A 26,774-nucleotide genomic window follows, 5' to 3' on the forward strand; every position below is an offset into this window, starting at 1 on the left:
ACCAGCGACCCACCCCCGAGAACACCCGGAGGTGCCGTTGTGGGCGTTGTCCGCACTGTCGTGTTCCCCGCCCTCAGACTGGTCGTCTGGGCCGTCATCGCGATCGCCCTGCTCTACATCGCCTTCGTCCGCCCGTCCGGCAACGACGCCGACGCGGCCGCCAGTCCCTCCGCCGTCGTCGACCCGCCCGCCGCGGCCGTGACCCGGGGGGACGTGACCAACACCGTGTCCCTGCAGGGCAGCATCCAGGCCGACCCCGCGACCACCGTGAAGAACACCACGACCGGGGTCGTCGGCAAGGTCCGCGCCGACGTCGGCGACACCGTCGACAAGGGCACCCCGCTGTTCACCGTCGTCGTCACGGCCGACCCGCCGGTCTCCACCGACCCGCTGGCCCCGCCCGCCCAGCCCACCAAGAAGACGGTGACGGTGACCTCCACCGTCACCGGGAAGCTCGCCACCCTCGACGTGCTCGCCGACCAGGCCGTCACCGTCGGGGACGCCGTCGCGACCGTCAGCCCGGGAACCCTCTCGATCTCCGCTCCCATGACGCAGGCCCAGCAGTTCCGCCTGCTCGCCCCGCCGACGACCGCGCAGGTCACCGTGCCCGGTGGCCCCGGCACGTTCGAGTGCACCGGCCTGCGCACCGGGACCCCCACCACCACCCCCGCGCCCTCGGACCCGGCCACCGGCGGCTACGTCGATCCCTACTCCGACCCGTCCGCGTCGATGACCGGCGCCACCGTCTCCTGCGCCGTGCCGCAGGGGGTCCAGGTCTTCGCCGGGCTGAGCGCGACCGTCGACGTCACGGCCGGCAACGCGACCGGCGTCCTGCTGGCCCCCGTCACCGCGGTCCAGGGCAGCGTCGGGAAGGGCAAGGTCTGGGTCGTCGCCGACGACGGTTCCCAGGTCGAGACCGAGGTCAGCCTCGGCCTGACCGACGGCCAGAACGTCGAGATCACCCAGGGGCTCACCGAGAACCAGCAGATCCTGCAGTTCGTCCCGAACACCGACACCCCGAGCGACGGTTCGGGCATGTTCGGGATGGGCTACTGATGGAGACCTCCACCACCGGATCGGACGACGTGGTGAGCCTCACCGACGTCAGTCGCACGGTCCGCCTGCCCGACGGCAAGGACCTGCACATCCTCACCGGGGTGAACCTGCACATCGCGCGCGGCGAGCACATCGCCGTCGTGGGGCGCTCCGGATCGGGGAAGTCCACGCTGCTCAACATCGTCGGCCTGCTCGACGCGCCCACCGGCGGTCGGTACCTGCTCGACGGGAGACCCGTCTCGGGGCTGTCCGGCCGGCGCACGGCGAAGCTGCGCGGCGCGACGTTCGGGTTCGTCTTCCAGCAGTTCAACCTGCTGCCCGGCCGCACCGCGACCGAGAACGTCGCCAACCCGCTGATGTACGGCACCGGTCGAGACTTCCTGCGACGCAAGAAGACCGCGCGCGCCATGCTGGAACGCGTCGGCCTCGGCCACCGCCTCGACACCATGCCGGAGAAGCTGTCCGGCGGCGAGCAGCAGCGGGTCGCGCTGGCCCGCAGCCTGGTCCGCCGTCCCCGCGTGCTGCTGGCCGACGAACCCACCGGTGCGCTCGACGTCGACACGGGCTCGGCGGTGATGGACGTGCTCGAGGAACTCGTGCGCGACGACGGCACGACGCTGGTCACCATCACCCACGACCTGTCCGTCGCCTCGCGCGCCGACCGGCAGTTCCGTCTCGACCACGGCGTCCTCACCGAGATCACGGCGGACACCCTGGCGAGCGCGACGGCCCACCGGGAGACGATGTGATGGGCTTCTTCGCGGCGATCTCCGAGGCCTGGAGCGAGATCCGCGTCAACCGGACCCGCGTCGTGCTGTCCCTGGTCGGGGTGTTCCTCGCGGTGTTCGCGATGACCACGATCACGGCCGTCGGCAACATGGCCCGCCAGATGGTCGGCGAGACCACCGAACGCTCCAGCGGTCGCCCGGCCACCCTGCGGGTCGACGCCTACAGCAACGGCACGAACTCCGCCGACGGCGTGCAGACGGTGGAGACCGCCCTGCGCGAGGCCGCCACGCGGCACGAGGTGTCCTGGTGGGGCCTGGCGTCCTACCAGTACGGCGGCGGCGGGCAGCTCACCGTCCGCTTCCCCGCCGGGACCCAGCTCGTCACGGCCACGACGGTCGACCCGAGCTACGGCACGATGCACCGGGTCATCACCTCCGAGGGCCGCTGGTTCTCCGCGGGCGACGACGACGCGTTCTCGCCCCGCCTCGTCGTGAACCAGGCCTTCGCCGACCAGCTCGGAGGTTTCGACCCCGCGAACCCGTTGACGGTCGTCCTCGGCGGCGACACCCCCGTCACCGCCACCGTCGTCGGGATCTCGTCCTCCGCGAGCTACGACGCGACGACCCCGGGCGCCTACGTCCTCAACGCCGACGCGCAGCGCTGGAACCTGCTGGGCGACCCGGCGAACTCCTCCCCGCCGGGGCTGGAGCTGTGGGTCCCGAACGCCGACGCGGACGCCCTCGTCTCCGCCCTGCAGACCGAGGTCCAGGCCAGCCTGCCGGGGTACTCCGTCTCGGTGCAGCGCCAGGACGCCGGTGACGAGCTGAACATCCTCGACACGATCCTCGCCTACGGGGTCCGCGGCGTCGGGATCTTCGCGCTGCTGCTCGGCGGGATCGGGGTGCTGAACGTCGGCCTCGTGACCGTGCGCCAGCGCATCCGGGAGATCGGGGTGCGGCGCAGCTTCGGGGCGACGGGGAGCCGGGTGTTCTTCGCCGTGCTCTTCGAGTCCGTCGCGGCGACGTTCGTGGCGGGTTTCCTCGCGGTGATGCTCTCGATCATCCTGATCTCGAACTTCCCGCTGCAGTCCGTCCTGCCGGCGGGCGTGACCCTGGAGGACGTTCCGCCGTTCCCGCTGGAGGCGGCCGTCGAGGGCCTGGTCGCCGCGACCGCCGTCGGCGCCCTCGCCGGCCTCGTCCCCGCCACGATGGCCGTGCGCGCCAAGGTCATCGACGCGATCCGCTACTGACCCTCGACCCACTCCTGGGGAACTTCCCACCCTTCCGCGAACCGGGAAGGGTGGGAGGTTCCCCAGAAGTCGTTCAGTGCGAGATGGCGAGGTAAGCCAGGAGGTCGTGGCGCGTGATGACGCCCACGGGCTTCCCGTCCTCCACCACGACGGCCGCGTCCGCGCTCGAGAACACCGCGCGGGCGTCCTCGACCGACTGCCCCGCACCGACCAGCGGCAGGGCCGGGCCCATGTGCGCGCTGACGGCGTCGGACATCTTCGCCTTGCCGGTGAACAGCGCGTCGAGCAGCTCCCGCTCGTTCACCGCGCCGGCGATCTCGCCGGCCATGACCGGCGGTTCCGCCCCGACGACGGGCAGCTGCGAGACGCCGTACTCGCGCATGATCTCGATGACGTCGTGGACGGTCTCCGTCGGGTGCGTGTGCACCAGCGCGGGCAGCCCGGCCGACTTGGCGCGCAGCACCCCGCCGACGGTCCCGCTGGAGCCGGAGTCGAGGAACCCGTAGGACGACATCCAGTCGTCGTTGAAGATCTTCCCCAGGTAGCCGCGGCCGCTGTCGGGCAGCAGCACCACGACGACGTCGTCGGGACCGAGGTCCTTCGCCGCGCGCAGCGCCGCGACGACGGCCATCCCGCAGGAGCCCCCGACGAGCAGCCCCTCCTCGCGGGCCAGGCGACGGGTCATCGCGAAGGAGTCCCCGTCGGAGACGGCGATGATCTGGTCGGGGATCGAGGGGTCGTAGGCCGTGGGCCAGAAGTCCTCGCCCACACCCTCGACGAGGTAGGGGCGGCCGGTGCCCCCGGAGTAGACCGAGCCCTCCGGGTCGGCGCCGATGACCTTCACGTCGCCCTGTTCCTTGAGGTAGCGCCCGGTGCCGGTGATGGTCCCCCCGGTGCCGACCCCGGCGACGAAGTGCGTGATCCTGCCGTCGGTGTCGGCCCAGACCTCGGGACCGGTCGTCTCGTAGTGGCTGCGCGGGCCCTGGACGTTGCTGTACTGGTCCGGCTTCCAAGCGCCCTCGATCTCACGGACCAGGCGGTCGGAGACGGAGTAGTAGGACTGCGGGTCCTCCGGCGGGACGGCCGTCGGGCAGACGACGACCTCGGCCCCGTAGGCCTTGAGGACGTTGCGCTTGTCGACGCTGACCTTGTCCGGGCAGACGAAGACGCACTTGTAGCCGCGCTGCTGCGCGACGAGCGCCAGCCCGACCCCCGTGTTGCCGCTCGTGGGTTCGACGATCGTCCCGCCCGGCTTCAGCAGACCCTCGGCCTCGGCGGCGTCGATCATGCGGGTCGCGATGCGGTCCTTCACGGAGCCACCGGGGTTGAGGTACTCGACCTTCGCGAGCACCGTGCAGGCCAGGCCCTCGGTGACGCGGTTGAGCTTGACCAGCGGGGTACCGCCCACGAGGTCGACGACGGTCTCGGCATAGCGCATGGCCCCATCATCCCGCACGGAACCCGGCCCGGGAGCGCCGCGTCCCTTCGGGGGCCAGCCTGACGTCCAGCTGCCGGCTGGACGTCGACTGGAGCGTTGCGCGTCTCCGAAGAGCTCGCCCAGCCGCGGAACGCTCCAGTCGACGCGGCGGTCGCGGTCTACAGCGCCCGGCGCACCGCCACGACCACGTCGTGCGCGGCGGCGAGCGCCGCGGCGTCACCGAAGTGCACGACGTCGTGGCCGACGACGGCGAGCTGGTCGCCGATCCCGTGGGTGGCCAGCCTCGGCAACGGACGACGGGGTTCACCCTCGGCGTCGGCGGCGAGGTCGGCGAGCGCCTGGGCCGCGGACCGGACGGCGTCCGCGGGGCTGGGCCCGTCCGGGGACCTCGGCCGGTCGAGCCGCGCGAGGGGAAGGCCCCGGACGCGGTCGGCCTGCAGGTCCAGGAAACGAGAGAGCTCGGTGCGCTGGACCCGCAGGTCCCGCGCACCGAGCTCGTCGTGGTCGGGCACGGTCAGTTGTTGCCGCGCAGGATGGAGATCAGTCGGAGGATCTCCAGGTACAGCCAGACCAGCGTCACCATCAGGCCGAAGCCCGCGCGCCAGGACTCCTTCACCGGCAGGCCGTTCTTGATGCCCTGCTCGATGTAGTCGAAGTCGAGGACCAGGAACAGCGAGGCCAGGACGACGCCGAAGGCGCTGACGAGGATCCCCAGGCCGCCGACGGAGTAGACACTGGTGCCGCCGAGCAGCGAGAACGCGAGGTTCGCGAGCCCGAAGACGAGGTAGCCGATCCCCGCGATCATCAGGATCTTGGTGAAGCGCGGGCTGTTGCGGACGATGCCCGTCTTGTAGGCGATGAGCATCCCGGCGAAGGCCCCGAGGGTGCCGATGACGGCCTGCCCGACGATGCCGTCGTAGAGGAAGCTGTAGTACGTCGAGATCCCGCCGACGAAGACGCCCTCGAGGGCCGCGTAGGCGAACATGACGCCCGGGCGGACCTTCTTGGACACCTGGGCCCAGATCCCGAGCACCATCGCGACGAGGGCCGGGACGATGACCAGCCCGAAGCCCATGCCGTTGCTGGCGCCCTGCCACCCGAGCGCCGCGCCGACGAGCAGCACCGCGAACAGCGAGGCCGTGCGGACGACGACGTCGTCCAGGGTCATCCGGCGCGACTGCGCCGGTGTGGCGGACGGCTTCTGGTACCAGTCCTCCAGCGTGCGGGCGGAAGCGTCGGCCGGCGGTGCCTGACGCTGCGCGCTGCTGGGCGCGTCGAACGTGGCGTAGCCGTTGTTCTTCCATTCCTTGCTGCGTGCGAAGACCGGGTTCTTGCTCTCCATGGCTCCCCTCCGGAGCAGACCTTCAGTGATGGTGGCAACGGCCGAGGAGCTGCCGTGGTTCCCTGCACCGGTCACGGATCAGTCACGAAAGTACCCGGGACGGGGATCGAACCCGCACGCCGCGAACGGCCCGGGGGTTTAAGCCCCGTGCGCCTACCAGTTACGCCACCCGGGCCTGGACAGGCCACGGTGTCGCAGCCTGCGCGGGGTCATCCTCTCAGGAACGCGCCGCCCGCTCGAACTCGGCGAACGGGTCGGACAGCGCTGCCATCGCCACGGCCTCGCGGTGGAAGAGCGCCGCCTGCACCCAGCCGAGCAGCACGCCGGCCTTGCGCGAGCGGGTCGGCATCTTGGACAGGTGGTAGACGCGGTGCGCCAGCCACGCGGGGTAGCCCCGCACGCGCACCCCGTAGATCTGCGCGACGCCCTTGTGCAGGCCGAGGGAGGCGACGGAGCCGGCGTAGGTGTGCCGGTAGTCGGTGGTGGGTCTCCCCCGCAGCTGCGCGAGGAGGTTGTCGGCGAGGCGGCGGGCCTGCCGGACGGCGTGCTGGGCGTTGGGGGCGCAGAACCCACCCGGCCGGGTGAGGTCGGGGACGGCGCAGCTGTCCCCCGCGCCCCAGGCCCCCGCCACGCCCCGCACCCGCAGGTCGGCGTCCACGACGAGGCGCCGCCGCTCGTCGAGGGGGAGGTCGGTGGCCTCCAGCAGCGGGTGCGCCTTCACCCCCGCGGTCCAGACGATCGTGGCGGCGTCGAGCTCGCGGCCGTCGGAGAGGACGACCCGGCCGTCGACGCAGCTCGTCATCGTGGTGCCCAGCGCGACGTCGATGCCCCGCGAGCGCAGCACGTCGACGGCGTAGCGGCCCAGGCGCGACCCGACCTCGGGCAGGATCCGGTCGGTGGCCTCGACGAGGACGAACCGCAGGTCGGCGGGGCGGATCGTGCGGTGCAGGCGGGTCGCGTAGCGGGCCATGTCCTCGAGCTCGGCGATGGCCTCGATCCCCGCGTAGCCACCCCCGACGAACACGAACGTCAACGCGCGACGTCGCCCGTCCGGCTCGGTGCTCGCCTCCGCGAGGTCGAGCTGCGCGAGCACCCGGTTGCGCAGGTGGACGGCCTCCTCGACGGTCTTGAACCCGATCGCCTGCTCGGCGAGGCCCGGGATCGGCAGGGTGCGCGAGACCGATCCCGGGGCCATGACCAGCACGTCGTAGTCGAGGTCGCGTTCGGAGCCGTCGGCGCAGCGGATGCGGGCGGTGCGGTCCCCGTGGGCGATCTTCACGACGTCGGCGGCGACCACCTCGGCCCCGCCCCCGACGTGCGACAGCGTGCGGCGCAACGAGACCACGACGTTGCGGGCGTCGATGGAGCCGGCCGCGGCCTCCGGCAGGAACGGGTGGTAGGTCATGTAGCCGCGCGGGTCGACGAGGGTGACCTCCGCCTCGCCCGGGCGCAGCCGGTGCAGCAGCCGCAGCGTCGCGTTGAGCCCGACGTAGCCACCCCCCACGACGAGGACGCGGGTCGGGGACGTCGGCACGGAGCGCACCCTAACCTCCCAGCTGCGCCGCGCGTCCGACGACGTCGTCGAGCATCGCGACGGTGAGGCGCCCCGTCGAGGTGTTCTGCTGGCTCACGTGGTAGCTGGCGAGGAGGTGCACCGGACCGTGCGGGCCCTGCAGGACGGCCTCGGCACCGTGCCCGAACCTCGGCTGCGGCCGGGGCACCACCCACCCGTTCCGGCGGGCCGACCCGAGCGCGGACGCCCACGCGAACGCGCCCAGCGCGAGCAGCACCCGCACGCTCGGGGTCACGAGGTCCAGCTCCGCGTCCAGCCAGCCCGCGCAGGTGTCGCGTTCCGCCGTCGAGGGCTTGTTGTCCGGTGGGGCGCACCGCACGGGCGCGACGATCCGGGTGCGCTGCAGGGCGAGTCCGTCCGCGGCGTCCACGGACGTGGGCTGGTTCGCGAGACCCGCGCGGTGCAGCGCGGCGATGATCCAGTCCCCCGAACGGTCACCGGTGAACATCCGGCCGGTCCGGTTCCCGCCGTGCGCCGCCGGGGCCAGGCCGACGACGAGCACCCGGGGGTCGTCCACGCCGAGGCTGGGGACGGGTCGACCCCAGTACGGCTGGTCGCGGTAGGCGCGGCGCTTCTCCCGGGCGACGTCCTCGCGCCAGGTCACCAGCCGCGGGCAGGCCCGGCAGACGCAGGCCCGCCCCACGAGGTCGGCGACGGCGAGGTTGGTGACGGCGAGCGCCCGCACCTGCGCCGCGTCGTGCGCGACCGGGGTGTCGGGGGCCGAGGGGTCCCCCGGCCAGCCGCTCCCCGGCGGGACGGGCGAGGCGAAGAGGCGACCCGTCGCGGGGTGCTCAGCGAGCGACGGCGTCGGCGAGGTTGTCGAGGAGTTCACCGTAGATCCGGTCCAGTCCGCGCGGTGCGAAGGTGCGCTCGAAGAATCCACCGATGCCGCTCGCCCCGTTCCACTCGCTGGTCACGACGACCTCGGAGGCGTCGGGACCGTCGGTCTCCACGCGCCACGTCGTGACCATCGAGGAGTTCTCGTCGCTCTCCACGAGGGCGTGGCGGTCGGTGGAGGAGACGACGGCCAGGACGTCGCGGACGCGCTTCTTGGTCGCGTGCAGCTTCCAGCGGACCTGGGTGCCCGGTCCCTCCCCGCCCTCGACGACCTCGTAGTCGGTGAACTGCTCGGGCAGCAACCGGGGACGCGTGCCGCGGTAGTCGGCCAGCGCGGCGAGGACGCGCTCGGCGGGCGCGTCGATCCGTCGGGTGGTCGTTGCGCTCACGGTGCTCATGCTTCCCACCCTGCCAGATCTGCGATTGGCTGTTGCACGTGGTGACGAGCGACACCCTGCGCGGCTGGGCGTTGGAGCTGCCCGAGGCCGTCGAGGAGGAGACGTGGGGCGCGGCGACGTTCCGGGTGCGGACGAAGATCTTCGTCATCCTCCGCGCCGAGGACGGTGTCGCCTCGGTCAAGGCCTCGAAACCCGACCAGGCCGAGCTCATCGCCGGTGACGCGGAGACCTACCGGGTCGCCTCGCACGTCGGCCGCTTCGGCTGGGTGGAGGTGACGCTGGCGAGCGCGGACCCGACCGAACTGCACTCCGTCGTGCTGGAGGCCTGGCGCCGCACGGCGCCGAAACGCCTGCAGGTCACCCTCCCCGACCACCTCAAGACCCTCCTCCCCGCGGCGCCCGTTGTGGACCGTTGACGCATCGGGCCGAACTGATTGGCCCGATGCGTCAACGGTCCGAACCCGCCAGCGCGACGGCGATCCCGTCGAGGATGTCGTGCTCGGAGGTGACGACCTCGGTGATCCCGGCCTCGGCCTCGACGCGGTCGAGGACCGCGCGCCAGACCAGCGCGCCGGCACCGATGACGTCGACGCGACCGGGGTGGACGAAGGGCATCGCGGCGCGTTCGGCGCGGGTCGCGTGCAGCAGCCGGTCGCAGGCCGCGCGGACCTGGCCGAGCGGGAGCCGGACCCCGTGCAGGACACCGGGAACGTACTCGGCGAGCTCCATCGCGGCGGCGGTGATCGTGGTGATCGAGCCGGCCACGCCGACGAGGGTGCGGGCCCGGGCCAGCGGGACGTCGCAGGCGGCGAGGGCCGCGTCGACGTCCGCGCGGGCCGCAGCGATCTGCCCGGGCGCGGCCGGGTCGTCGTGCAGGTGCCGCTCGGTCATCCGGACCGAGCCGATGTCGAGCGAGCGGGCCGCCTCGACGTCACGGGCCCCGAGGACGAGTTCCGTCGACCCCCCGCCGAGATCGACGACGAGGAAGGGAGCGCCGGCGTCGCCGAGTTCACGGGTGGCCCCGGCGAAGCTCAGCGCGGCCTCCTCGTCCCCGGTGACGACGTCGGGCTCGACCCCCAGGCGCGCGTGGATCCCGGCGAAGAACTCGTCACGGTTGGAGACGTCCCTCGACGCGGACGTCGCGACGAAGCGGATCGCCTCCGGCTGGTGCCGCGCGATCAGCGCCGCGGCGCGGTCGACGGCGGAGAACGTGCGCTGCAACGCTTCCGGGGCGAACGCGCCGGTCCGGTCGACGCCCTGGCCGAGGCGGACGACCTCCATCGTCCGCTCGAGCTCCACGCTGGCCCCCTGCTCGGCGACGTCGGCGATGTCCGCGATGAGCAGGCGCAGCGAGTTCGTCCCGCAGTCGATCGCGGCGACGCGGCGGCTCACGCGATCGGCCCGTGCGGGCAGACGGCGGGCCAGCCACCGTCGGCGGCGAGTCGTTGCAGGGTCTGGTCCCCCAACGGGTTCACCCCCGGGCCGGCGGCCAGGGCGTGGCCGACGAGGGCGTGCAGGCACTTCACCCGCGAGGGCATCCCCCCGGCGGAGATGCCCGCGATCTCCGGGACGTCGGCGTCGCCGAGGGCGGCACGGCGTCGCAGGTAGTCCTCGTGGGCGGCCGCGTAGGCGGTGGCGAGGTCGGGGTCGGCGGCGAGCTGCTCGCTCATCTCGCGCATGACGCCCTCGGCCTCCAGGGTGCTGATGGCACCCGCGGCGGTCGGGTCGACGAGGTAGTACGTCGTGGGGAACGGGGTGCCGTCGGGGAGTCGCGGGGCGGTCTCGACGACGTCGGGGCGGCCGCACCGGCAGCGGTGGGCGATGGCGACCACTCCGCGCGGGACCCGGCCCAGGCGTTCGGCGATGCTGTCCAGGTCGGCCTGGGTGGCGGGGGTGGAACCGGTCACGACGATCTCACTTCGGGCTCACTTCGGGCTCACTTCGAGGTGGTGGAGCTGGAACTGCCGGAGAGTCCCGGCGTCTTGGCCGGGGCGGCGTTGTCGGGGTTGCCCGCCAGGCGCAACGACTCCCAGATGTTCTCGTACCAGGCGGCGGAGGGTTTCGGCACCGTCGTCGCGGCCTGCTGCGGTGGTACCTCGTCGGCGTCGGTCGAACCGTCGACGGCGTAGGGGACCTCGCCGGGCATCACGAACCGCAGCCGCTCGCGCGCCTGGGTGATGACGTAGGCGTCGTCCTTCCAGCGCTGCTCCTGGGCCTGCGCGGCGCTGAGGTCGGTCTGCTGCTGGGAGATCTGCGCGTTCAGCCGGCCGATCTCGGACCGCTGCTCGAGCCACTTCTGCAGGCTGGGCACGAGGAAGATCGCGAGCAGCAGCGCGACGACGGAGAGTACGAGGACGCGCGGACCGCGGGTGCGCCGCCGCTCGGCCGCCGACATGGTGGCCCCGCTGCGACCGCGGGCGGCAGCGGCGGGACGGGTGGCCGGTGCGGCGCCGGCCGCGCGTCGGGTGTTGCCCGGACCCCGACCGGGGCGGGAGGCAGCACTGCGCCCCGCGGTCCCGCCCGAGCGGGGGCCGCGAGGCGCAGCCGGTCGTCGCGAACCCATGGGTCCAGCTTCTCCCGTGTCCTGCCGGTATCCGGTCAGGCGCGCCCGGTGAAGGCGGCCGAGCGCGGGAAGGCCTTGGCGCCGGCGTAGACCGCGGCGTCGTCAAGCTCCTCCTCGATGCGCAGGAGCTGGTTGTACTTGGCGACGCGCTCGGAACGGGCCGGGGCGCCGGTCTTGATCTGACCCGAGCCCACGGCGACGGCCAGGTCGGCGATCGTGGTGTCCTCGGTCTCGCCCGAACGGTGGCTCATCATGGTGCTGAAACCGTTGCGGTGGGCCAGGTCCACGGCGTCGAGGGTCTCGGTGAGCGTACCGATCTGGTTCACCTTGACCAGCATCGAGTTCCCCGCGCCGAGGTCGATGCCCTTCTGCAGACGCTCCGGGTTGGTGACGAACAGGTCGTCGCCGACGAGCTGGATCTTGCCGCCGAGGGCGTTGTTGATGTGCACCCAGCCGTCCCAGTCGTCCTCGGACAGCGGGTCCTCGATGGAGACCAGCGGGTACTCGGACACGAGGCCCTCGTAGTAGCCGGTCATCCACTCCGCGGAACGCTTCGAGCCCTCGAAGTCGTAGCCGTCCGTGCCGTAGAACTCGGTCGCGGCGACGTCGAGCGCGAGCGCGATGTCGGAACCGGCGGTGTAGCCGGCCTTGCCGATGGCCTCGACGATCAGGTCGAGGGCGTCCTTGTTGCTGGGCAGGTCGGGGGCGAAGCCGCCCTCGTCACCCAGGCCGGTCGAGAGACCGCGCTCCTTGAGGACGGCCTTGAGCGCGTGGTACGTCTCCGCGCCCCAGCGCAGCGCCTCGCGGAAGGACGACGCACCGATCGGGGCGATCATGAACTCCTGGATGGCGACGCCGGTGTCGGCGTGCGCACCACCGTTGACGATGTTCATCATCGGCACGGGCAGGACGTGCGCGTTCGGGCCACCGAGGTAGCGGAACAGCGGCAGGTCCGCGGCCGAGGCGGCGGCCTTCGCGACGGCGAGGGAGACACCGAGGATGGCGTTCGCGCCGAGGCGGCTCTTGGTGGGGGTGCCGTCCAGGTCGAGCATGACCCGGTCGATGATCCGCTGCTCGTGGGCGTCGTGACCGACGAGAGCCGGCCCGATCTCCTCGATGACGGCTTCGACGGCCTGCTCGACGCCCTTGCCCAGGTAGCGACCCTTGTCGCCGTCCCGACGTTCGTTGGCTTCGTAGGCACCGGTGGAGGCGCCCGACGGCACCGCCGCCCGGGCGAACGTGCCGTCGTCGAGGAGGACCTCGACCTCGACGGTGGGGTTTCCGCGCGAATCCAGGATCTCGCGGGCTCCGACGGCCTCGATGGTGGCCACACGCACTCCTCGTAATGCTCGACAACGTGTTCAGGGCTTTGCGCTCCGAGCCTAGTGGCTCGGACGCTGATCACCGCGAGAGCGTCTGCCACCCCAGCCGGCCCGCCCCGACGAGACCGGACATCCGGGGCAGCGCGGACGTGCTGATCCGCACGTCGGCGAGGTGCGGGTAGACGGCGAGCTCGGCGTAGGCGCGGCGCAGCGGCTCCATCAGGACGTCACCGGCCGAGGCCACTCCCCCGCCGACGACGACGTCCTCGAGGTCGAAGAGGGCCGCGGTGGACAGGAACGCCGACGCCAGGGCGCGGGTACCGCGGGCGATGACGTCGAGGGCGATCGGGTCGCCGGCCCGGGCGTCGGTGGTGAGGACCTTCGCGTCGACGTGCTCGCCCGCGCGCCAGCCCCGGCCCAGGGCGGCGCGGACCATCGCGGGCCCGCTGGCGTAGGACTCCACGACCCCGTGGGCGCCCGAGCCGGGCAGCAGTTCCCCGTCCAGGACGACCCCGACGTGGCTGATGAACCCGGCGTTGCCGGTCTTGCCGGACAGGATGCGGCCGTCCAGGACGATCCCGCCGCCGATGCCGGTGGACACGACGACACCCATCATCGAGTGCGACCCCTCGGCGGCCCCGATCCACTGCTCGGCCGCGGCGAAGCACTGACCGTCCTGCGCGAGCGCGGCGGAGACGTTGCGGCCCAGGACTTCCGACGCGGTCCGGGCGACGTGCTCGACGAGCGGGAAACCCCGCAACGAGACGATGTTCACCGGGTGCACGGTGCCGCTCACGGTGTCGACGGGACCGGCGGACCCGACGCCGACGACGTCGGCCACCTCGAGGCCCTGCTCCCGGGCCGAGCGCAGGACGTCGGTGACCAGGCCCTCCAGCGCCGACGCGACGGCGTTCGCGCTCGTCTGGTCGGTGGGCACCTCGCGATCCAGCCGCACGGTCCCGTCGTCCCCGACGAGGCCTGCGGCGATCTTCGTCCCGCCGATGTCGATGGCCAGCACGTTCGTCACGTCGGGGACCCTACCGAGAGGTCGCCTCGCGCTCGGCCGCCCGTGCGGTCGTCTCCAGCCGCCGGGTGGCCGTGCGCAGCGCCGCCTCCGGGTCCACCCCGGACGCGTGGGCACGGCGGACCAGGTCCAGCAGTTCCCGGCCGAACGACTCCTCGTCCCCACCCTCGTCGGGGACCGCGTCGTCCAGCCCGTTGCGCTGGAGCCGCCCCAGGACCTTGTCGGCGCGGGCCAGCGCCGGCAGCGACAACGGGATGCCGTCCAGCACGCTCTCGCGCGCCTTCTCGGTCGCCTTGATCGCGTCCCACCCCGCCTGCAGGTCCTCGGCGACGGCCTCGCCGGCGAAGACGTGCGGGTGGCGGCGTTCGAGCTTGCTGACGATGGCCGCCGCGACGTCGTCGATGTCGAACGGCTCGTCGGCGGACTCCTGCGCGACGCGGGCGTGGAAGACGACCTGCAGCAGCAGGTCCCCGAGTTCGTCGCGCAGTTCCTCCCGCGTCCCGTTCTCGACGGCGTCGACGACCTCGTAGCTCTCCTCCACCAGGTACTTCAGCAGGCTGACGTGGGTCTGCTGGGCGTCCCACGGGCAACCGCTGGGTGAGCGGAGGCGGTCCATGACGGCGACGAGGTCGAGGAGTCGGGATCCGGCCGGGGTCTCGCTCATGGGCTGCACGATACGAGTGCACCGAGGTAGGTGGCCGACCTAGACTCGTGCCGACGGCCTGAGGAGGCGAGCGCGATGACCGTGGCCACACCACTCCCTGCCGGCGAGCCCATGTCGTGGGAGCAGTACGAAGCCCTGCCGGGAGGCCCTCGTCGTGAGTACATCGATGGAGTCGTGATCGTGACACCCAGCCCGGGCCTCAGCCACCAGAACATCTCGCTGGCCTTGGTGGTGATGCTGCGAGCAGTCCTGCCGGCGACTCACTCGGCGACCTTCGCCTGGGCGTGGAAACCGGGGAAGGACGAGTTCATCCCCGACGTCATGGTGTGGGCCCGCGAGGACGAGAGCGGGGACGCGCGCTTCACCGGTGTCCCGGCGCTCGCGGTCGAGGTGCTCTCGACCAACCGCAGCGACGACCTGCTCCTGAAGATGGCCAAGTACGCCGCGGCCGGCCTGCCGAACTACTGGATCGTCGACCCGCGGGAGCGCACGATCAGCGTTCACGTCCTCGACGACAGCGGGGTCTTCCGGGCCGACCGGGTCCTGCGGGACGGCGATGCCGCCGTCCCGCTGTCCTTCGGACCCGCCTCGTTGACGATCGACGTGACCGCCCTCCTGCCCTAGACCGGTCAGCGCGCGTTGACCGCCGCCACCGCCGCCGTCTGCTCCAGCAGCACGGAGTTCACGAACTCCGTCGCCCAGGTCAGCATCTCCGCGTCGCGCAACGGCTTGCCCCCGATCCGCGCGGTCATCGGCGCCGGCACCAGCGCCACCGACAACGCGGGTTTGAGCAGCGTCCCCGGGTAGAGCCGCTTCAACCGGAGCTCGCGCGACTCCGGCAGGTCGATCGGGGCGAACCGGACCTGCTTGCCCTGCAAGGACACCTCGCGCAGCCCGGCCTTGCGGGCGGCGATGCGGAACTTCGCCACCTCGAACAGGTTGAGCACCGGCTGCGGCGGGTTGCCGTAGCGGTCGACGAGTTCCGCGTGCAGTTCGACGAGGTCGGTGTCGGAGTTCGCCGCGGCCATCCGCCGGTAGGCGTCGAGGCGCAACCGCTCGGAGGGCACGTAGTCGTGCGGCACGTGCGCGTCCACGGGCAGCTCGATCTTGACCTCGGTGGGTTCCGGCTCCTCGTTGCTCCCCGCCCCGGACACCTGGTTGCGCGCGTCGGCGACGGCGTCGGCCACCATCCGCATGTAGAGGTCGAAACCGACCCCCGCGATGTGCCCGGACTGCTCGCCGCCGAGCATGTTCCCCGCGCCACGGATCTCGAGGTCCTTCATCGCGACGGCCATCCCCGACCCGAGGTCGGTGTGCTGGGCGATCGTCGCGAGCCGGTCGTGCGCGGTCTCGGTGAGGGGCTTCTCCGGCGGGAACAGGAAGTAGGCGTAAGCCCGTTCCCGGCCACGTCCGACCCGACCGCGCAGCTGGTGCAGCTGCGAGAGACCCATGGCGTCCGCGCGTTCCACGATGAGCGTGTTCGCGTTGGAGATGTCGAGACCGGTCTCGACGATCGTCGTGCAGACCAGGACGTCGAAGCGCTTCTCCCAGAAGTCGACGACGACCTGTTCGAGGCGGTGCTCGCCCATCTGCCCGTGCGCGGTCGCGATCCGCGCCTCCGGGACGAGTTCCTTCAGCCGGGCCGCGGTGCGCTCGATGGACTGCACCCGGTTGTGGACGTAGAACACCTGGCCCTCGCGCAGGAGTTCCCGCTTGATGGCCGCGGTGATCTGCTTCTCCTCCTGGCCCCCGACGTAGGTCAGGACCGGGTGGCGTTCCTCCGGCGGGGTCGCCAGCGTCGACATCTCGCGGATGCCCGTCACGGCCATCTCGAGCGTGCGCGGGATCGGCGTCGCGCTCATCGCCAGCACGTCGACGTTGGTGCGCAACGTCTTCAGCGCCTCCTTGTGCTCGACGCCGAAGCGCTGTTCCTCGTCGACCACCACGAGGCCGAGGTCCTTGAACTGGATCTCGCCGCTGAGCAGGCGGTGGGTGCCGATGACGATGTCGACGGAACCGTCGGCCAGGCCGGCGATCGTCTCCTTCGCCTCCTTGCCCGGGGTGAAGCGGGACAGCGGTTTCGCGACGACGGGGAACTGGGCGAAGCGCTCGGCGAAGGTCTTGAAGTGCTGCTGCACCAGCAGCGTCGTCGGCACCAGGACGGCGACCTGCTTGCCGTCCTGCACGGCCTTGAACGCGGCGCGCAGGGCGATCTCCGTCTTGCCGTACCCGACGTCACCGCAGATGAGTCGGTCCATCGGGACCGGTTTCATCATGTCGGCCTTGACCTCGTCGATGCTGGCCAGCTGGTCCGGCGTCTCGACGTAGGGGAAGGCGTCCTCGAGCTCGCGCTGCCACGGGGTGTCGGGGCCGAACTGGTAGCCCTTGGTCGCCATCCGGGCCGAGTACAGCTTGATGAGGTCGCCGGCGATCTGCTTGACCGCCCGGCGGGCGTTGTTCTTCGTCTTCGACCAGTCCGAACCGCCCATCTTGGACAGCGTCGGCGCTTCACCACCGGTGTACTTGGTGACCTGGTCGAGGGTGTCGGAGGGGACGAACAGGCGGTCCCCGGGCTGGCCGCGCTTGCTCGGCGCGTACTCGAGGACGAGGTACTCCCGCGTCGCGCCCTGGATCGTCCGCTGCACCATCTCGATGAACCGGCCGACGCCGTGCTGTTCGTGCACGACGAAGTCGCCAGGACGCAGGGCGAGCGGGTCGACGGCGTTGCGGCGACGACGCGGGGCCATCCGCCGCATGTCCTTCGTGGACTGCCCGCCCACGCCGGTGATGTCGGCTTCGGTGACCAGCGCGGTCTTCAACGTCTCCGCGACGAACCCGTGCTCGACGGTGGCGGTCGTGACCGTCACGATCGACGGCGCGGGTTCCTCGAGGAGGTCGTCGACGAGGCGGGCCGGGACGTCCTCGCCGGAGAGCATCTCGACGAGGCGCTTCGCGGGGCCGTGGCCCTCGGTCGTCACGACGATGCGCCAGCCCGCGGAGGCGAGGTCGCGCAGTTCCCCCAGCGCCTTCTCCGTCTCGCCGCGGTAGCCGGTGACGTCGCGGGCGGCGACGCGCAGGATCCGGACGTCCTCGAGGTCGCGCAGGTCCCCGTCGGAGTCCAGCGAGGTAATCGACCACCAGGGACGACCGGTGAGCTCGGCGTGGCCGCGGACCTCGGCCAGCGTCGCGAAGGAGGAAGAGCCCAGGTCGACCGGGGTCGCCCCACCGGCGGCGGCGTTCATCCAGGCGGCGTCGAGGAACTCCGCCCCGGTCGCCACGAGGTCGTGGGCGCGGGAGCGGACCTTCTCCGGGTCGGCCAGCACGACGTGGGTGCCCGCGGGCAGCACGTCGAGCAGCGGTTCCATCCCGTCGACCAGGGCCGGGGCCAGCGACTCCATGCCCTCGACCGCGATCCCCTCCGCGATCTTGGCCAGGACGTCGGCCGCGCCGGGCAGGGTCTCCATCAGGGCCCGGGCGCGTTCGCGGACCAGGGGCGTCAGGAGCAGTTCGCGACACGGCGGGGCCCACACCCCGTCGGGTTCGACCTCGAGGGTGCGCTGGTCGGCCACGGAGAAGGACCGGACCTCCTCGACCTCGTCGCCGAAGAACTCCACGCGCAGCGGGTGCGGCCGCGTCGGCGGGAAGACGTCGAGGATGCCGCCGCGCACGGCGAACTCACCGCGCCGCTCCACCATGTCCACGCGCGCGTAGGCGGCGGCCGCGAGCGCCGCGACGGAGGCGTCCAGCCCGGCGTCGTCACCGGCCCGCAGCCGGACGGGTTCGAGGTCGGCGAGGCCCTTGACCAGCGGCTGCAGCACGGCGCGCACGGGGGCGACGACGACGCGGATCTCCCCCGTCGTCGGGTCGTCCGGGGAGGGGTGCGCGAGGCGGCGGAGCACGGCGAGGCGCTGGGCGACGGTGTCGCTGCGCGGGGAGAGCCGTTCGTGCGGCAGCGTCTCCCAGGCCGGGAACTCCGCGACCTGGTCGGCCGGCAGGTAGCACCGCAGCCAGGTGACCATGTCCTCGCACTCGCGGCCCGTCGCGGTGACGACGAGGAGCGGGCGTTCGGCGGCGAAGGCCGCGATCAGCGCGGGGCGGACCCCGAGGGGGGCGACGACGTCGAGCGCGGAACTCCCGCCCTCGTGCGCGGTCTCGACGGCGGCGCGGACAGCGGATTCGGTGCGCAGGACGTCGAGCAGGCCGTTGAGGCTCACGAACACTCCGTGTCTTCAGGTGCGGGGGTTTTGCAGAGGGAGAGATCGGGGTGGGAGGGGTGCGGCCAGCCTACGTCCGCCCTCCGACACGAGCCCTCCGTGAGCGTCGCCGGACCGGCCGCGCCGCCGCACTCGCTACTGTCGCGGCGTGTCCGGCTACTCCGAGCAGTCCCCCGACGAGCCGTCGCCGACCCGCCGCGCACTGCCCCGGGAGGGCCGCGGCCGGCGGCGGCGCCCGCTGCGGATCGTGCTCGGCGTCCTGGTCCTGCTCCTCCTGGCCTGGGCCGTCGCCGTCGCTGTCGCCGGCGTGCAGGCCGGCCGGTCCCTGCAGAAGGTCGCCGACGCCGCCCCCGCCCTGGAGCGGCAGGTGCGCGACAAGGACTTCGCCGGCGCGCAGGAGCGCGCGGAAGGGGTCAAGGACGACGCGGCCGCCGCGGACCGGGCCACCGGTCAGCTCCCCTACCGCCTCGCCGAGCACCTCCCCTGGCTCGGCGCCCAGCTGGCGGCCGTCCGCGGCGGCGCGCACGCCGCGGCCCTGCTCACCGAGCCGCTGCCGGACGCCCTCGGGAGCGCCGAGGCCGTCGTGGGCGACGGTCTCGTCTCGGCGGACCAGACGGTGAACGTCGCCGCGATCGCGCAGCTGACGCCGATCGTCACCGACTACCAGGCGCGGGTCGCCGCCGCGCGGACAGCGCTGGCGGAAGGCGAGCGCGCCGCGGTGCTGGGCGTCATCGCGGACCGCCTCGAACCGGTCTCCCGGCAGCTCGACGACGTCGCCGGCCCCTTGGACACCGCGGCGGAGGTGCTGCCGCAGCTGCCCTCCCTGCTGGGGGCGGACGGCGCGCGCACCTTCCTCGTGGCCTTCACCAACCCCGCGGAGATCCGGCCGGTGCAGGGCATCGTGGGCGCCTACGCCTACCTCACCGTGGACCAGGGCAAGATCTCCCTCACCCGGACCGGTACCGACGCCGAGCTCTACGACGCCCGCGCGGACGTCTCCGCGGTCGGGGCGGAGTTCGCGGCCCTCTACGGGCAGGACGCGGCGATCATCCAGAACGTCACCGCGGGGGGCAGTGCCGACGAGGCGGGTGTCCTCACCTCCTCGCTCTTCACCGACGGTGGGCTCCCCACCCCCGACGTCGTCGTCTTCGTGGACCCGGTCGGGCTCGGCCAGCTGCTGGGCCCCGACCACGCCGCACTGGGGCTCGGCCCGTTCGGGGACGTCGCCACCGCGGACATCGCCAAGACCCTGATGTACGACGCCTACGTCACCTACGGCGCCGACAACGACGCCCGCAAGGCGTTCCTGGCGGCGACCTCGGCCGCCGCGTTCGAGGCCGTGCTCTCCGACGGGCTGTCGACGACGGCCCTGGACGGTGCCCGCACCGCGATCGGCTCCGGACACCTCGCGGTGTGGTCCTCCCGGGCGCAGGAGCAGGACGCGCTCGTCGCGGCAGGGGTCGCCGGCGTGCTGGGCGACCCGGCGAGCGCCGGACCGGTCGCGCGGATCGGGCTGACCAACACCGAACCGTCCAAGCTGGACTTCTGGTTGCAGCCGGCGGTCGAGGTCTCCGCGCCGTGCGCGAAGGTCGGCCCGGCGACCTCCTCGGTGCAGCTGACCCTGACGAACACGGTGCCCGAGACGATCCCGGCCTACGTCGCCAACGCGACGGCCCGCTCGGCGATCGGCAAGCGCACCGCGCAGGACACGGTGTCGTTCTGGGTCGCGCCGTGGGTCGGCCTGGACCGGGTGACGGTGGACGGTCAGGTGGTCGGGACCGCGGTGGACGGCGAGGAGGGCTGGCGGCTGGTGCGCCTGACCGTCGACGTCCCCCCGGGTGCGCCGGTGGTCGTGAGGTGGGAGCTGAGCGGTGCGGCCGACACCCTCCCGCGGACGGTCACGGGACCCAGCACCGCAACCGCGCCGACCCTCACCGCCGGTAGCTGTACTCCGTGAGGGTTCACCCGAACGTGTAGAAGTGGTCACTCTCGTCACAACACGGGCCGAGAATGGACCGATTGACTGGACTACAGGGGTGACGTTCCGTCATCCTGGGGTCCGCTCCGCGATCACTGGGTTCTGCGGGGCATTCGAAAGTGGGGGGACCACGTGCGCAAGACCACCGCCCGGCTGGCTGCTGCCGGCGTTCTGACCGTCGCCGCTCTCGGCGCCACCTCCGGGGCGGCCTTCGCCGACAACTACGCCCCGTCGACCCCGACGCCGACCGTGTCGGACGTCGTGACGCCTTCGGCGAGCCCGACCACCGGGGGTTCCACCACCCCGTCGCGCTCCACCACCCCGGCCGCCGTGGGCAACTCCAACGACGAGCTGGCCTACACCGGCGCCGACGTCCTGCCCTGGGCCGCCGCCGGCACCGTCCTGGTGCTGGGGGGCGCCGCGATGGTCGTCGCGAGCCGCCGCAAGCCGGGTCGCTCGCACTGAGCTGTTTCCACGTCTAGTAGCTCCTGACGTACGGAGCCGGCCGGGGATCCCCGGCCGGCTTCCGTCTTCCTGACTCACGCCGACATCCGAGGAAGACCCCCCGCACCTCAGCGATCACCGATTCGTGGAGACCGACCTCGACCGCCGAGCAGAGTGACGGAGCCACTTCTCGAGCGGGCGCTCGAACCAGGTGTGAGCCACACCGGCCAGGGCCCACGCGGAAACTGCGAGGAGCACGACGGCCACGATTCCGGCCAGGTCCCGGTACAGCGGAAGCAGCCGCTCAGCCAGGCCGAGCACCGGACCGCTGAGCAGGTAGAGCGCGAAGGACCACTTCCCCAACATCGTCCAGACGCGACCGGTGAGGCGGCCACTGCGACCACGAAGATCACGACTACTCGTGGCCACGAGCAGGCAACCGACCGCTGGGATGATCATCACTGTGGCGATGGGTCTGCTGAGCGGCTCCCGCCAAGACATGGCGATGACCGAAACAGCCGACAGAGCGAGCAGAACGAGCGCGGTGTTGACTCCACCTGCCAAGCTCACGGCTCGGCGAACCTCCGCAGCGATGACCACCCGGTCACGAAGACCCCGACGTTGAACGACGGATTGACTCACAGAGCTGAATTCATCGGTCAGGCCACCCCGCTGGAGTTGTCACGGTTGCTCACCGAAGGAGGGAGGAAGACCCTGGCGGCGGCAAGTGTGCGAAGGCTGGTGAGCGTCGCCAAGCGCGATGCGACGGCCGTCCGGTGCTCACGGCTGGCCGACAAGGTTTCGATGCTCAGGGGACACAGCTCGCCGTCTCGTCGCACGTGACAGGACTCCGGGACGTCGACCGCGGACGACAACGACGCCCATGAGACTCGTGGACGTGGACCGCAGCAGACGGACGGCACGTTCCACGTCGCGCCTCGGCGTGCCTTCACCGATCACCAGGACGGTTTGCTCCACGACCTGGGCCCACATCAATGCGTCCGCGTTCTCGAGCACTGCTGGACCGTTCACGAAAGTGAGGCGGTCCTCTGGACCGCTCAGCGACTGGAGGCGCGACCGCAGGGTACCGGCGGACGGCAGGAACAATCTGTCGTCCTCCTGAGCTCCCGCCCCGACCACTTCGACGGAGGCCGTCGACTCGCGGCGAAAACCAGCGGTGTTCCCGAAGACCTGTGCGAGGTTGCCACTCGCCTCGATGGCGAGCACCTGCGAGAGACGACCCGCAGCGACGTCGGCGTCCACCGCCACAACCCGACTGTGCGCGGCGTCCGCAAGCCTGACCAGTCCTGCGGTGATCGACGTGGTGTCGAGGGTCTGGTCGGCCGTCACCACGAGGATGGCGCGCCCGGCACGATCCGGGGCAGCCGCCTGAAGTCGGGTCATGAGGAAGCGGTAGGTGGCTGCAGCCGCGTAACCCTGAGGGCTGTCCTCGTCCCGGAGGAGACACGCGTCGACCTCCTGCAGGACCTCCAGACCGACGCCATCCCTGATCTGGTCCTCGTCGGTGTAGCCGACCCGCCAAGCCAGTCTGGTGAAAGCACCGGCGAGCCCCAGCGCCAGGCCCGCGAGTGCCCCGAGCACGAGGAGTTCCGGCCTGCTCTCTCCGATGGGAGAGGTCGGCACCGTCGCCGGCCGGGCGAGGGTGACGGCCACCGGAGAGGCCTCCCCCGATCGCTCGGTCTCGAGCTGAGGGGCGAGTTCGGCGAACTGATCGGCGATGAGGTTCGCCGCCTCCGCCGCGAGCTGCGGATCCGCATCGGTGACGCGAACGTTGATGAGTACCGTGTCCAGGGGAGCGCTCGCCTCGACCCGCCCGGCGAACTCGTTGACGGTCAAGGGCAACCCCAGTCGACTGATCACTGGCTCGAGCACCCGCGGTGAGCTCACCAGTTCGACGTACGACTTCACACGCTGCTGCGCGAACTGCCCACTCTGGTTCAGACCCGCACTGTCCGCACTGTTGCTCGTCGTGCCGACGAAGAGCTGAGCTTCAGCCTGATACGCAGGCCGTGACAGACCAGCGAACACGAAAGCCGTCACCATCCCGCCCCCCGTCAGCAGAACGATCAGCCGCCAGTGGCGGCGCAGAGCCATACGGTAGAACTGCACAGGAACTCCTTGGACAGTGGTAGGAGGAAGGACGCCGAGGCGCGTTGTCGACGAGGCGGAGCGACGCTTGTGCATTGCGTCCCTCACCGCGAACGACGTGTAGGCCGCGAGAGTCGTGAAGATGACGTTGGACTTGAGGAAGATGCTTTCCGTCGACGAACTCGCCAGCAGGAACACCACCACCACGATCCCGAAGCGGGCGATGGAAGTCTCGCCGGCTTGGTAGGCCCGGACAGCAGCAACCACAGTCGTGCCGAGGCTGACCAGCAAGAGCAGCACACCGACGGCACCCAGGTCGAGCCACAGGTCGAGAATCCCGTTGTGCGCGTGTCGCGGCAGCCACGAGATGTGCGCCCACACCGCTGCGCTGGGAGCGTCGGCACCTCCCCAGAAGCCGCTGAATCCGAAACCCACCCAAGGATGCATTTCGATGCTCTGCACCACGTAGTGCCACAGAGGAGTACGCCCCGTGAGACTGGAGTCCTTCCCCAGGAGCGACAGGACGACGGCCGGGCGGAGCCCGACGAGATAGGCCACCAACAGCACCGCTACGAAAGCGACCGCGATGGACGGGGTGACACCAGGACGACGTCGCCGATTCGGGAAGAGCCACAATCCGACAAGACACATCACGAAGACGACCAAGGCGCTCCGTGCCTGCGAACCCACCAAGAGCACTACGGAGACGAAAGCCAGCAGTTGGAGGACGACGCGCTGTCGCTTCACCACGCCATCGGCACCCGCCAGAACCAGAGCTGCTACCGCGGTCAAGCCCGCGAAGCGACCCAGGTTGTTCTTGAACAGGAACACACCGCGCCAGCCGAGGGCGGACGTTCCCCATTCCGGCAGCAGCCAGATGGTCAGGACGCTCAAGACCATGGTCGCCCCGAGGACGAGCACCAAGAGGCGCAGGACTTGTGCAAAGGAGAACCTCGTAGCCAGATGCAGACCGAAGGTCGCGGTGAGGACCACCGCCACGCCTCTGCGAATCGAAAGCGCCGGATCTGCGGACCAGGCGGAACTGGCCAGGACGAAGACTAAGAGCGCAACGAGCGCCGGATCCCTCGCGGCGATCTCGAGCGCGACCGGCAATCGGGGCGCCAGGGCGCACGCCATCACTGCGTAGGTACCGAGAAACACGAGCTGCAACCGGGTATCGCTCGGGGCGACCGCGTTGATGTCGAAGAACGGTGTCGGCTGCGCTGCCAAGACCACGACGGCTCCGGTCAGCAGAAGAAGGACCATCCCGGCGTAGAGGCTTGCGCTGCGTTGTCTGGCGGCGATCCTCCGCGTCAACGGGGTCGCGGCAGTCACGACAGGTGCTCCGCGAGGACACGGTCGTACAAGGACTCGAGGAGGTTCCCCTGGTGGGTGATGTCGTGCGCCCTCGCGGCGTCCATCGCACGCCGACGGAGTGTGTCCTGGAGGCGAGGTGACGTGACCACTCGATGGATCGATCTCGCGAGCCCAACCACGTCATGGGGGTCGACGAGGATCCCGGTGATCCCGTCCTCGATGGCCTCCGGCGCTCCCGCACTCCGGCTGGCCACGACCGGAAGCCCCGCAGCCTGAGCCTCCCGGATGACGGTCGGTAGGCCTTCTGAATCCCCGTTGCGGGCTTGGACGCTCGGCACCACGAGGACGCTGGCGCGCTGCATGTGTGCCCGCACATCCTCATGGCTCAAGCTGCCGACGAAGAGCACCGTGGGGCAATGGCGTTCGGCGAACGCCTGGAGCTGAGCCTTGTCGGGACCGTCCCCCGCGATGACCGCCGACACCTCGCAACCCCTCGCGCGCAGGAGCGCGAGAGCCTCGAGCAAGTATGCGACTCCCTTCTTCTCCACGAGTCGACCCACGAAGAGGACGCCTGCTCGGAGCCGTTCGTGTCCCGGCGAAGCGAAGGCGGAGAAGTCGACACCAACTTGGTGGCTACGAATCTTCTCCGGTGGGCATCCCGCGGCCACGACCCGTTCTGCGATGAAGTCGGACACAGCGATGCAGAGAGCCGCCTCGCGAAAGATCGTGGCGCGATGACGCACGTACTCACGACCGCTCGCGCTCATCCGTCGCAGCGCACGGTCGTTCGTGGTCGCGTCAGCACCGTGGAACGTCACGACCAGCGGTACGCCGACTCGACGAGCCAACTGCAGTCCGCGCCACGCCTCGGTACCGAAGTGGGCGTGCAGAAGGACGACACGTCTCTTCACCAGTTCGGCCGACAGCAAAGCCGAAGTCCCAGTCACTTTGGCCGCCGCCACCGCGAGTCGCGGACGCCGGTGAAGTCGGTCCAGCAGAAGTGTTCGATCGGCAGGCAGTTCGAGCTCACGAGCATCCGTCAGTCCGACGTAATGCGGCTGGTAGCGCGTCAGGCTCTCCCCCTGGGTGCGAACGAACGTTTCCGAACGAGGAAGGAGCGTCGTCTTCCACAAGGCAATCGGGCCGCCACTCACGAAGAGGTCTCCTCACGGGAGAGGTCGCCAGAGGCGTCGACGGGGAACTCGGCAGCCCCAACGGAGCCGAGACGAGACCGGAGGGCCCGGTCGGCGATGGCTCCATAAGCGATCCAATTCAGGACATTCACCGCAGCCGTCGCCAAGCCGATCCCGGGCACCCCCAGCAAGCGCACCAGCAGCAGGTCGAGGACCAGGTTGAGGGAGATCCCGAGCACGGTCACCAGTGGCATCCACCGCGTCGAGCGAACCGCCAGCAGAACCCGGACGCAGACCTGTGTTGCCAGCGCGAACGGAATCCCCAGGGCAGCGGTCGTGAAGGTCCACGCCAAGATCGAAGGATCGTCCAAGGAGAGCGCGGAACTCATGAGAGGCCGGAACACGAAGACGAGAGGAACCGCTACGAGCACGACTCCCCCTCCGACGACCAGGACCACACGTCGGGCGCGAAGGTGCTCGACTCGCAGATCATTCCAATTCTGCTCGGCCGCGTGGCCGGCCCACCGCGATCCCAGCACGAGACCGACCCCTGACAGGAGGAAGAGGATCGGCGTGTAGACCATGCGCTGACTCAACTCGACGGTCGTGATCGCGGCGGCGCCGAGGCCGATGGCGATGGTTTTGTCGACGAAGGGGCTCAAGGCCCCCAGTGACGTCGAAACCGCCTGTGGGCCAGCTGATCTCCAAAACTGACGCTGCGAGGGGACCGACGTGGAGTGACTCGGTCGACGACCGTCCCCTGGCCGATCACCCAGGAGAGAACGCGCCCGGAGCTCGAGGACGACGAGTCGACCCAACTCCCCCACCACCAGACCCACCGGGACCGCGACGATCCCGATCTCCTGGCGCAGGAAGAATCCCGAGATCAGGGCGACGAGGGTGCGCATGCCCACACTGGCGGTCGGCAGTCCGAACGAGCCGAAGGCGTAGAAGGTGCCGCTGTTGACGGCGTTCCAGGTGATGAGTGGCGGTAGCGGACTCAGCAGCAGCAGAATCACGTTCACGTCGTGCAGCTGCCCCGGCGTGAACCCGGATGCGGGGAGCAGCACCGTGATGACCACCGTGATGGCCAGGAGCGTCAGAAGACCGCACAACGTCGTCGCGACGGCTTGGGTCCGTCGGACGAAGGAGGGAACATCGTCGGGAGAGGTCCGCAGAAGAACGGCGATCTGTGGTGTCGTCCCCGCTTCCACCGCGGCACTCAACGTGACGTTCAACAACAGGATCGCACCGAGGGCGAAGAAGTAGGCGTCCGTCGTCGGCCCCGCAGCGTACCAAGATGTGATGACGAAGGGCAGTAGGAGACTCAGGGCATTCCCGACGAGGGTCCCTGCCGTAGCTGCTCCCACCCGCCGCAACCCTC

General features: G+C 71.0%; 23 protein-coding genes and 1 tRNA gene. 7 read left to right on the forward strand and 17 right to left on the reverse strand.

The window, feature by feature from the left end; genetic code table 11:
- Positions 1-39 precede the first annotated feature (39 nt).
- From ACFQ46_RS08015 to ACFQ46_RS08025, 3 genes are read left to right on the forward strand one after another with little or no spacing between them, the layout of a single operon-like run.
- Positions 40-1,056, forward strand: coding sequence for a secretion protein HlyD (locus ACFQ46_RS08015; RefSeq protein WP_380258891.1), 1,017 nt, complete (start codon positions 40-42; stop codon positions 1,054-1,056).
- Entirely contained in the window at positions 1,056-1,805 is a 750-nt protein-coding gene (locus ACFQ46_RS08020; protein ID WP_380258893.1) for an ABC transporter ATP-binding protein, read from the forward strand. Before ACFQ46_RS08015 ends, ACFQ46_RS08020 begins: the two co-directional genes overlap by 1 nt.
- Complete coding sequence (locus ACFQ46_RS08025) at positions 1,805-3,034, forward strand: ABC transporter permease (protein WP_380258895.1); 1,230 nt, start codon at positions 1,805-1,807, stop codon at positions 3,032-3,034. The genes ACFQ46_RS08020 and ACFQ46_RS08025 overlap by 1 nt, the downstream gene beginning before the upstream one ends.
- Before the next feature lie 73 nt (positions 3,035-3,107).
- On the opposite strand, the gene ACFQ46_RS08030 is transcribed toward ACFQ46_RS08025, so the two are convergent.
- From ACFQ46_RS08030 to ACFQ46_RS08060, 7 genes are all read right to left on the reverse strand, one after another.
- On the reverse strand, positions 3,108-4,472 hold the full coding sequence (locus ACFQ46_RS08030) for a cystathionine beta-synthase (RefSeq protein ID WP_380258897.1): 1,365 nt from the start codon (positions 4,470-4,472) through the stop codon (positions 3,108-3,110).
- Positions 4,473-4,630: 158 nt separating this feature from the next.
- Positions 4,631-4,984 (reverse strand): hypothetical protein, encoded by a 354-nt coding sequence (locus ACFQ46_RS08035; protein WP_380258899.1) that lies wholly within the window; start codon positions 4,982-4,984, stop codon positions 4,631-4,633.
- 2 nt (positions 4,985-4,986) lie between these two features.
- Positions 4,987-5,814: a Bax inhibitor-1/YccA family protein gene (locus ACFQ46_RS08040; protein WP_380258901.1), complete on the reverse strand. Its 828-nt coding sequence runs from the start codon at positions 5,812-5,814 to the stop codon at positions 4,987-4,989.
- Positions 5,815-5,905: 91 nt separating this feature from the next.
- A tRNA-Leu gene (locus ACFQ46_RS08045) sits at positions 5,906-5,989 on the reverse strand.
- A 42-nt stretch (positions 5,990-6,031) separates the two neighbouring features.
- A complete protein-coding gene (locus tag ACFQ46_RS08050; RefSeq protein ID WP_380258903.1) occupies positions 6,032-7,357 on the reverse strand; it encodes an NAD(P)/FAD-dependent oxidoreductase in 1,326 nt (441 codons plus the stop codon).
- Between the two features lies 1 nt (position 7,358).
- On the reverse strand, positions 7,359-8,219 hold the full coding sequence (locus ACFQ46_RS08055; RefSeq protein ID WP_380258905.1) for a uracil-DNA glycosylase: 861 nt from the start codon (positions 8,217-8,219) through the stop codon (positions 7,359-7,361).
- Complete coding sequence (locus ACFQ46_RS08060; protein WP_380258907.1) at positions 8,179-8,622, reverse strand: SRPBCC family protein; 444 nt, start codon at positions 8,620-8,622, stop codon at positions 8,179-8,181. The genes ACFQ46_RS08055 and ACFQ46_RS08060 overlap by 41 nt, the downstream gene beginning before the upstream one ends.
- Before the next feature lie 41 nt (positions 8,623-8,663).
- On the opposite strand from ACFQ46_RS08060, the gene ACFQ46_RS08065 reads away from it, so the two are divergent.
- Complete coding sequence (locus tag ACFQ46_RS08065) at positions 8,664-9,038, forward strand: MmcQ/YjbR family DNA-binding protein (RefSeq protein ID WP_380258909.1); 375 nt, start codon at positions 8,664-8,666, stop codon at positions 9,036-9,038.
- 31 nt (positions 9,039-9,069) lie between these two features.
- On the opposite strand, the gene ACFQ46_RS08070 is transcribed toward ACFQ46_RS08065, so the two are convergent.
- The 6 genes from ACFQ46_RS08070 to ACFQ46_RS08095 all read right to left on the reverse strand — a co-directional run bounded on the left by ACFQ46_RS08070 (position 9,070) and on the right by ACFQ46_RS08095 (position 14,195).
- On the reverse strand, positions 9,070-10,014 hold the full coding sequence (locus ACFQ46_RS08070; protein WP_380258911.1) for an exopolyphosphatase: 945 nt from the start codon (positions 10,012-10,014) through the stop codon (positions 9,070-9,072).
- Entirely contained in the window at positions 10,011-10,535 is a 525-nt protein-coding gene (locus ACFQ46_RS08075) for a DUF501 domain-containing protein (protein WP_380259228.1), read from the reverse strand. Before ACFQ46_RS08075 ends, ACFQ46_RS08070 begins: the two co-directional genes overlap by 4 nt.
- A 23-nt stretch (positions 10,536-10,558) precedes the next feature.
- The gene (locus ACFQ46_RS08080; RefSeq protein WP_380258913.1) at positions 10,559-11,185 is read right to left on the reverse strand and encodes a septum formation initiator family protein; all 627 of its coding nucleotides are present in this window, start codon (positions 11,183-11,185) and stop codon (positions 10,559-10,561) included.
- Between the two features lie 35 nt (positions 11,186-11,220).
- A complete protein-coding gene (eno, locus tag ACFQ46_RS08085) occupies positions 11,221-12,516 on the reverse strand; it encodes a phosphopyruvate hydratase (RefSeq protein ID WP_380258915.1) in 1,296 nt (431 codons plus the stop codon).
- A gap of 70 nt (positions 12,517-12,586) precedes the next feature.
- Entirely contained in the window at positions 12,587-13,534 is a 948-nt protein-coding gene (locus ACFQ46_RS08090) for an ROK family protein (RefSeq protein ID WP_380258918.1), read from the reverse strand.
- A gap of 10 nt (positions 13,535-13,544) precedes the next feature.
- Entirely contained in the window at positions 13,545-14,195 is a 651-nt protein-coding gene (locus ACFQ46_RS08095) for a MazG family protein (protein ID WP_380258920.1), read from the reverse strand.
- A gap of 111 nt (positions 14,196-14,306) precedes the next feature.
- Here ACFQ46_RS08095 and ACFQ46_RS08100 point away from each other — a divergent pair, with 111 nt between their 5' ends.
- A complete protein-coding gene (locus ACFQ46_RS08100; protein WP_380259229.1) occupies positions 14,307-14,819 on the forward strand; it encodes a Uma2 family endonuclease in 513 nt (170 codons plus the stop codon).
- A gap of 5 nt (positions 14,820-14,824) precedes the next feature.
- On the opposite strand, the gene mfd is transcribed toward ACFQ46_RS08100, so the two are convergent.
- On the reverse strand, positions 14,825-18,409 hold the full coding sequence (gene mfd, locus ACFQ46_RS08105) for a transcription-repair coupling factor (RefSeq protein WP_380258922.1): 3,585 nt from the start codon (positions 18,407-18,409) through the stop codon (positions 14,825-14,827).
- A 148-nt stretch (positions 18,410-18,557) separates the two neighbouring features.
- On the opposite strand from mfd, the gene ACFQ46_RS08110 reads away from it, so the two are divergent.
- A complete protein-coding gene (locus ACFQ46_RS08110) occupies positions 18,558-20,366 on the forward strand; it encodes a DUF4012 domain-containing protein (protein ID WP_380258924.1) in 1,809 nt (602 codons plus the stop codon).
- 153 nt (positions 20,367-20,519) lie between these two features.
- Positions 20,520-20,852, forward strand: a complete 333-nt coding sequence (locus ACFQ46_RS08115; protein WP_380258926.1) for a hypothetical protein — start codon at positions 20,520-20,522, stop codon at positions 20,850-20,852.
- A gap of 759 nt (positions 20,853-21,611) precedes the next feature.
- On the opposite strand, the gene ACFQ46_RS08120 is transcribed toward ACFQ46_RS08115, so the two are convergent.
- Genes ACFQ46_RS08120 through ACFQ46_RS08130 form a run of 3 tightly spaced genes read right to left on the reverse strand, consistent with a single transcriptional unit; the run spans position 21,612 to position 26,760 of the window.
- On the reverse strand, positions 21,612-24,275 hold the full coding sequence (locus tag ACFQ46_RS08120) for an O-antigen ligase family protein (RefSeq protein WP_380258928.1): 2,664 nt from the start codon (positions 24,273-24,275) through the stop codon (positions 21,612-21,614).
- Positions 24,272-25,411: a glycosyltransferase gene (locus ACFQ46_RS08125; RefSeq protein WP_380258930.1), complete on the reverse strand. Its 1,140-nt coding sequence runs from the start codon at positions 25,409-25,411 to the stop codon at positions 24,272-24,274. The genes ACFQ46_RS08120 and ACFQ46_RS08125 overlap by 4 nt, the downstream gene beginning before the upstream one ends.
- Entirely contained in the window at positions 25,408-26,760 is a 1,353-nt protein-coding gene (locus tag ACFQ46_RS08130) for a lipid II flippase MurJ (protein ID WP_380258932.1), read from the reverse strand. Before ACFQ46_RS08130 ends, ACFQ46_RS08125 begins: the two co-directional genes overlap by 4 nt.
- Positions 26,761-26,774: the final 14 nt, after the last annotated feature.

This window comes from Kineococcus sp. GCM10028916 (genome assembly GCF_042674865.1).
In the GTDB taxonomy this organism is placed as follows: Bacteria; Actinomycetota; Actinomycetes; order Actinomycetales; family Kineococcaceae; genus Kineococcus.

What these genes read in the sequence shown, in the direction of transcription:
- ACFQ46_RS08020 (WP_380258893.1), top strand. Translation starts at nt 1,056, where the DNA reads ATGGAGACCTCCACCACCGGATCGGACGACGTGGTGAGCCTCACCGAC.
- ACFQ46_RS08025 (WP_380258895.1), top strand. Translation starts at nt 1,805, where the DNA reads ATGGGCTTCTTCGCGGCGATCTCCGAGGCCTGGAGCGAGATCCGCGTC.
- ACFQ46_RS08030 (WP_380258897.1), bottom strand. Translation starts at nt 4,472, where the DNA reads ATGCGCTATGCCGAGACCGTCGTCGACCTCGTGGGCGGTACCCCGCTG.
- ACFQ46_RS08040 (WP_380258901.1), bottom strand. Translation starts at nt 5,814, where the DNA reads ATGGAGAGCAAGAACCCGGTCTTCGCACGCAGCAAGGAATGGAAGAAC.
- ACFQ46_RS08060 (WP_380258907.1), bottom strand. Translation starts at nt 8,622, where the DNA reads ATGAGCACCGTGAGCGCAACGACCACCCGACGGATCGACGCGCCCGCC.
- ACFQ46_RS08080 (WP_380258913.1), bottom strand. Translation starts at nt 11,185, where the DNA reads ATGGGTTCGCGACGACCGGCTGCGCCTCGCGGCCCCCGCTCGGGCGGG.
- ACFQ46_RS08095 (WP_380258920.1), bottom strand. Translation starts at nt 14,195, where the DNA reads ATGAGCGAGACCCCGGCCGGATCCCGACTCCTCGACCTCGTCGCCGTC.
- ACFQ46_RS08100 (WP_380259229.1), top strand. Translation starts at nt 14,307, where the DNA reads ATGTCGTGGGAGCAGTACGAAGCCCTGCCGGGAGGCCCTCGTCGTGAG.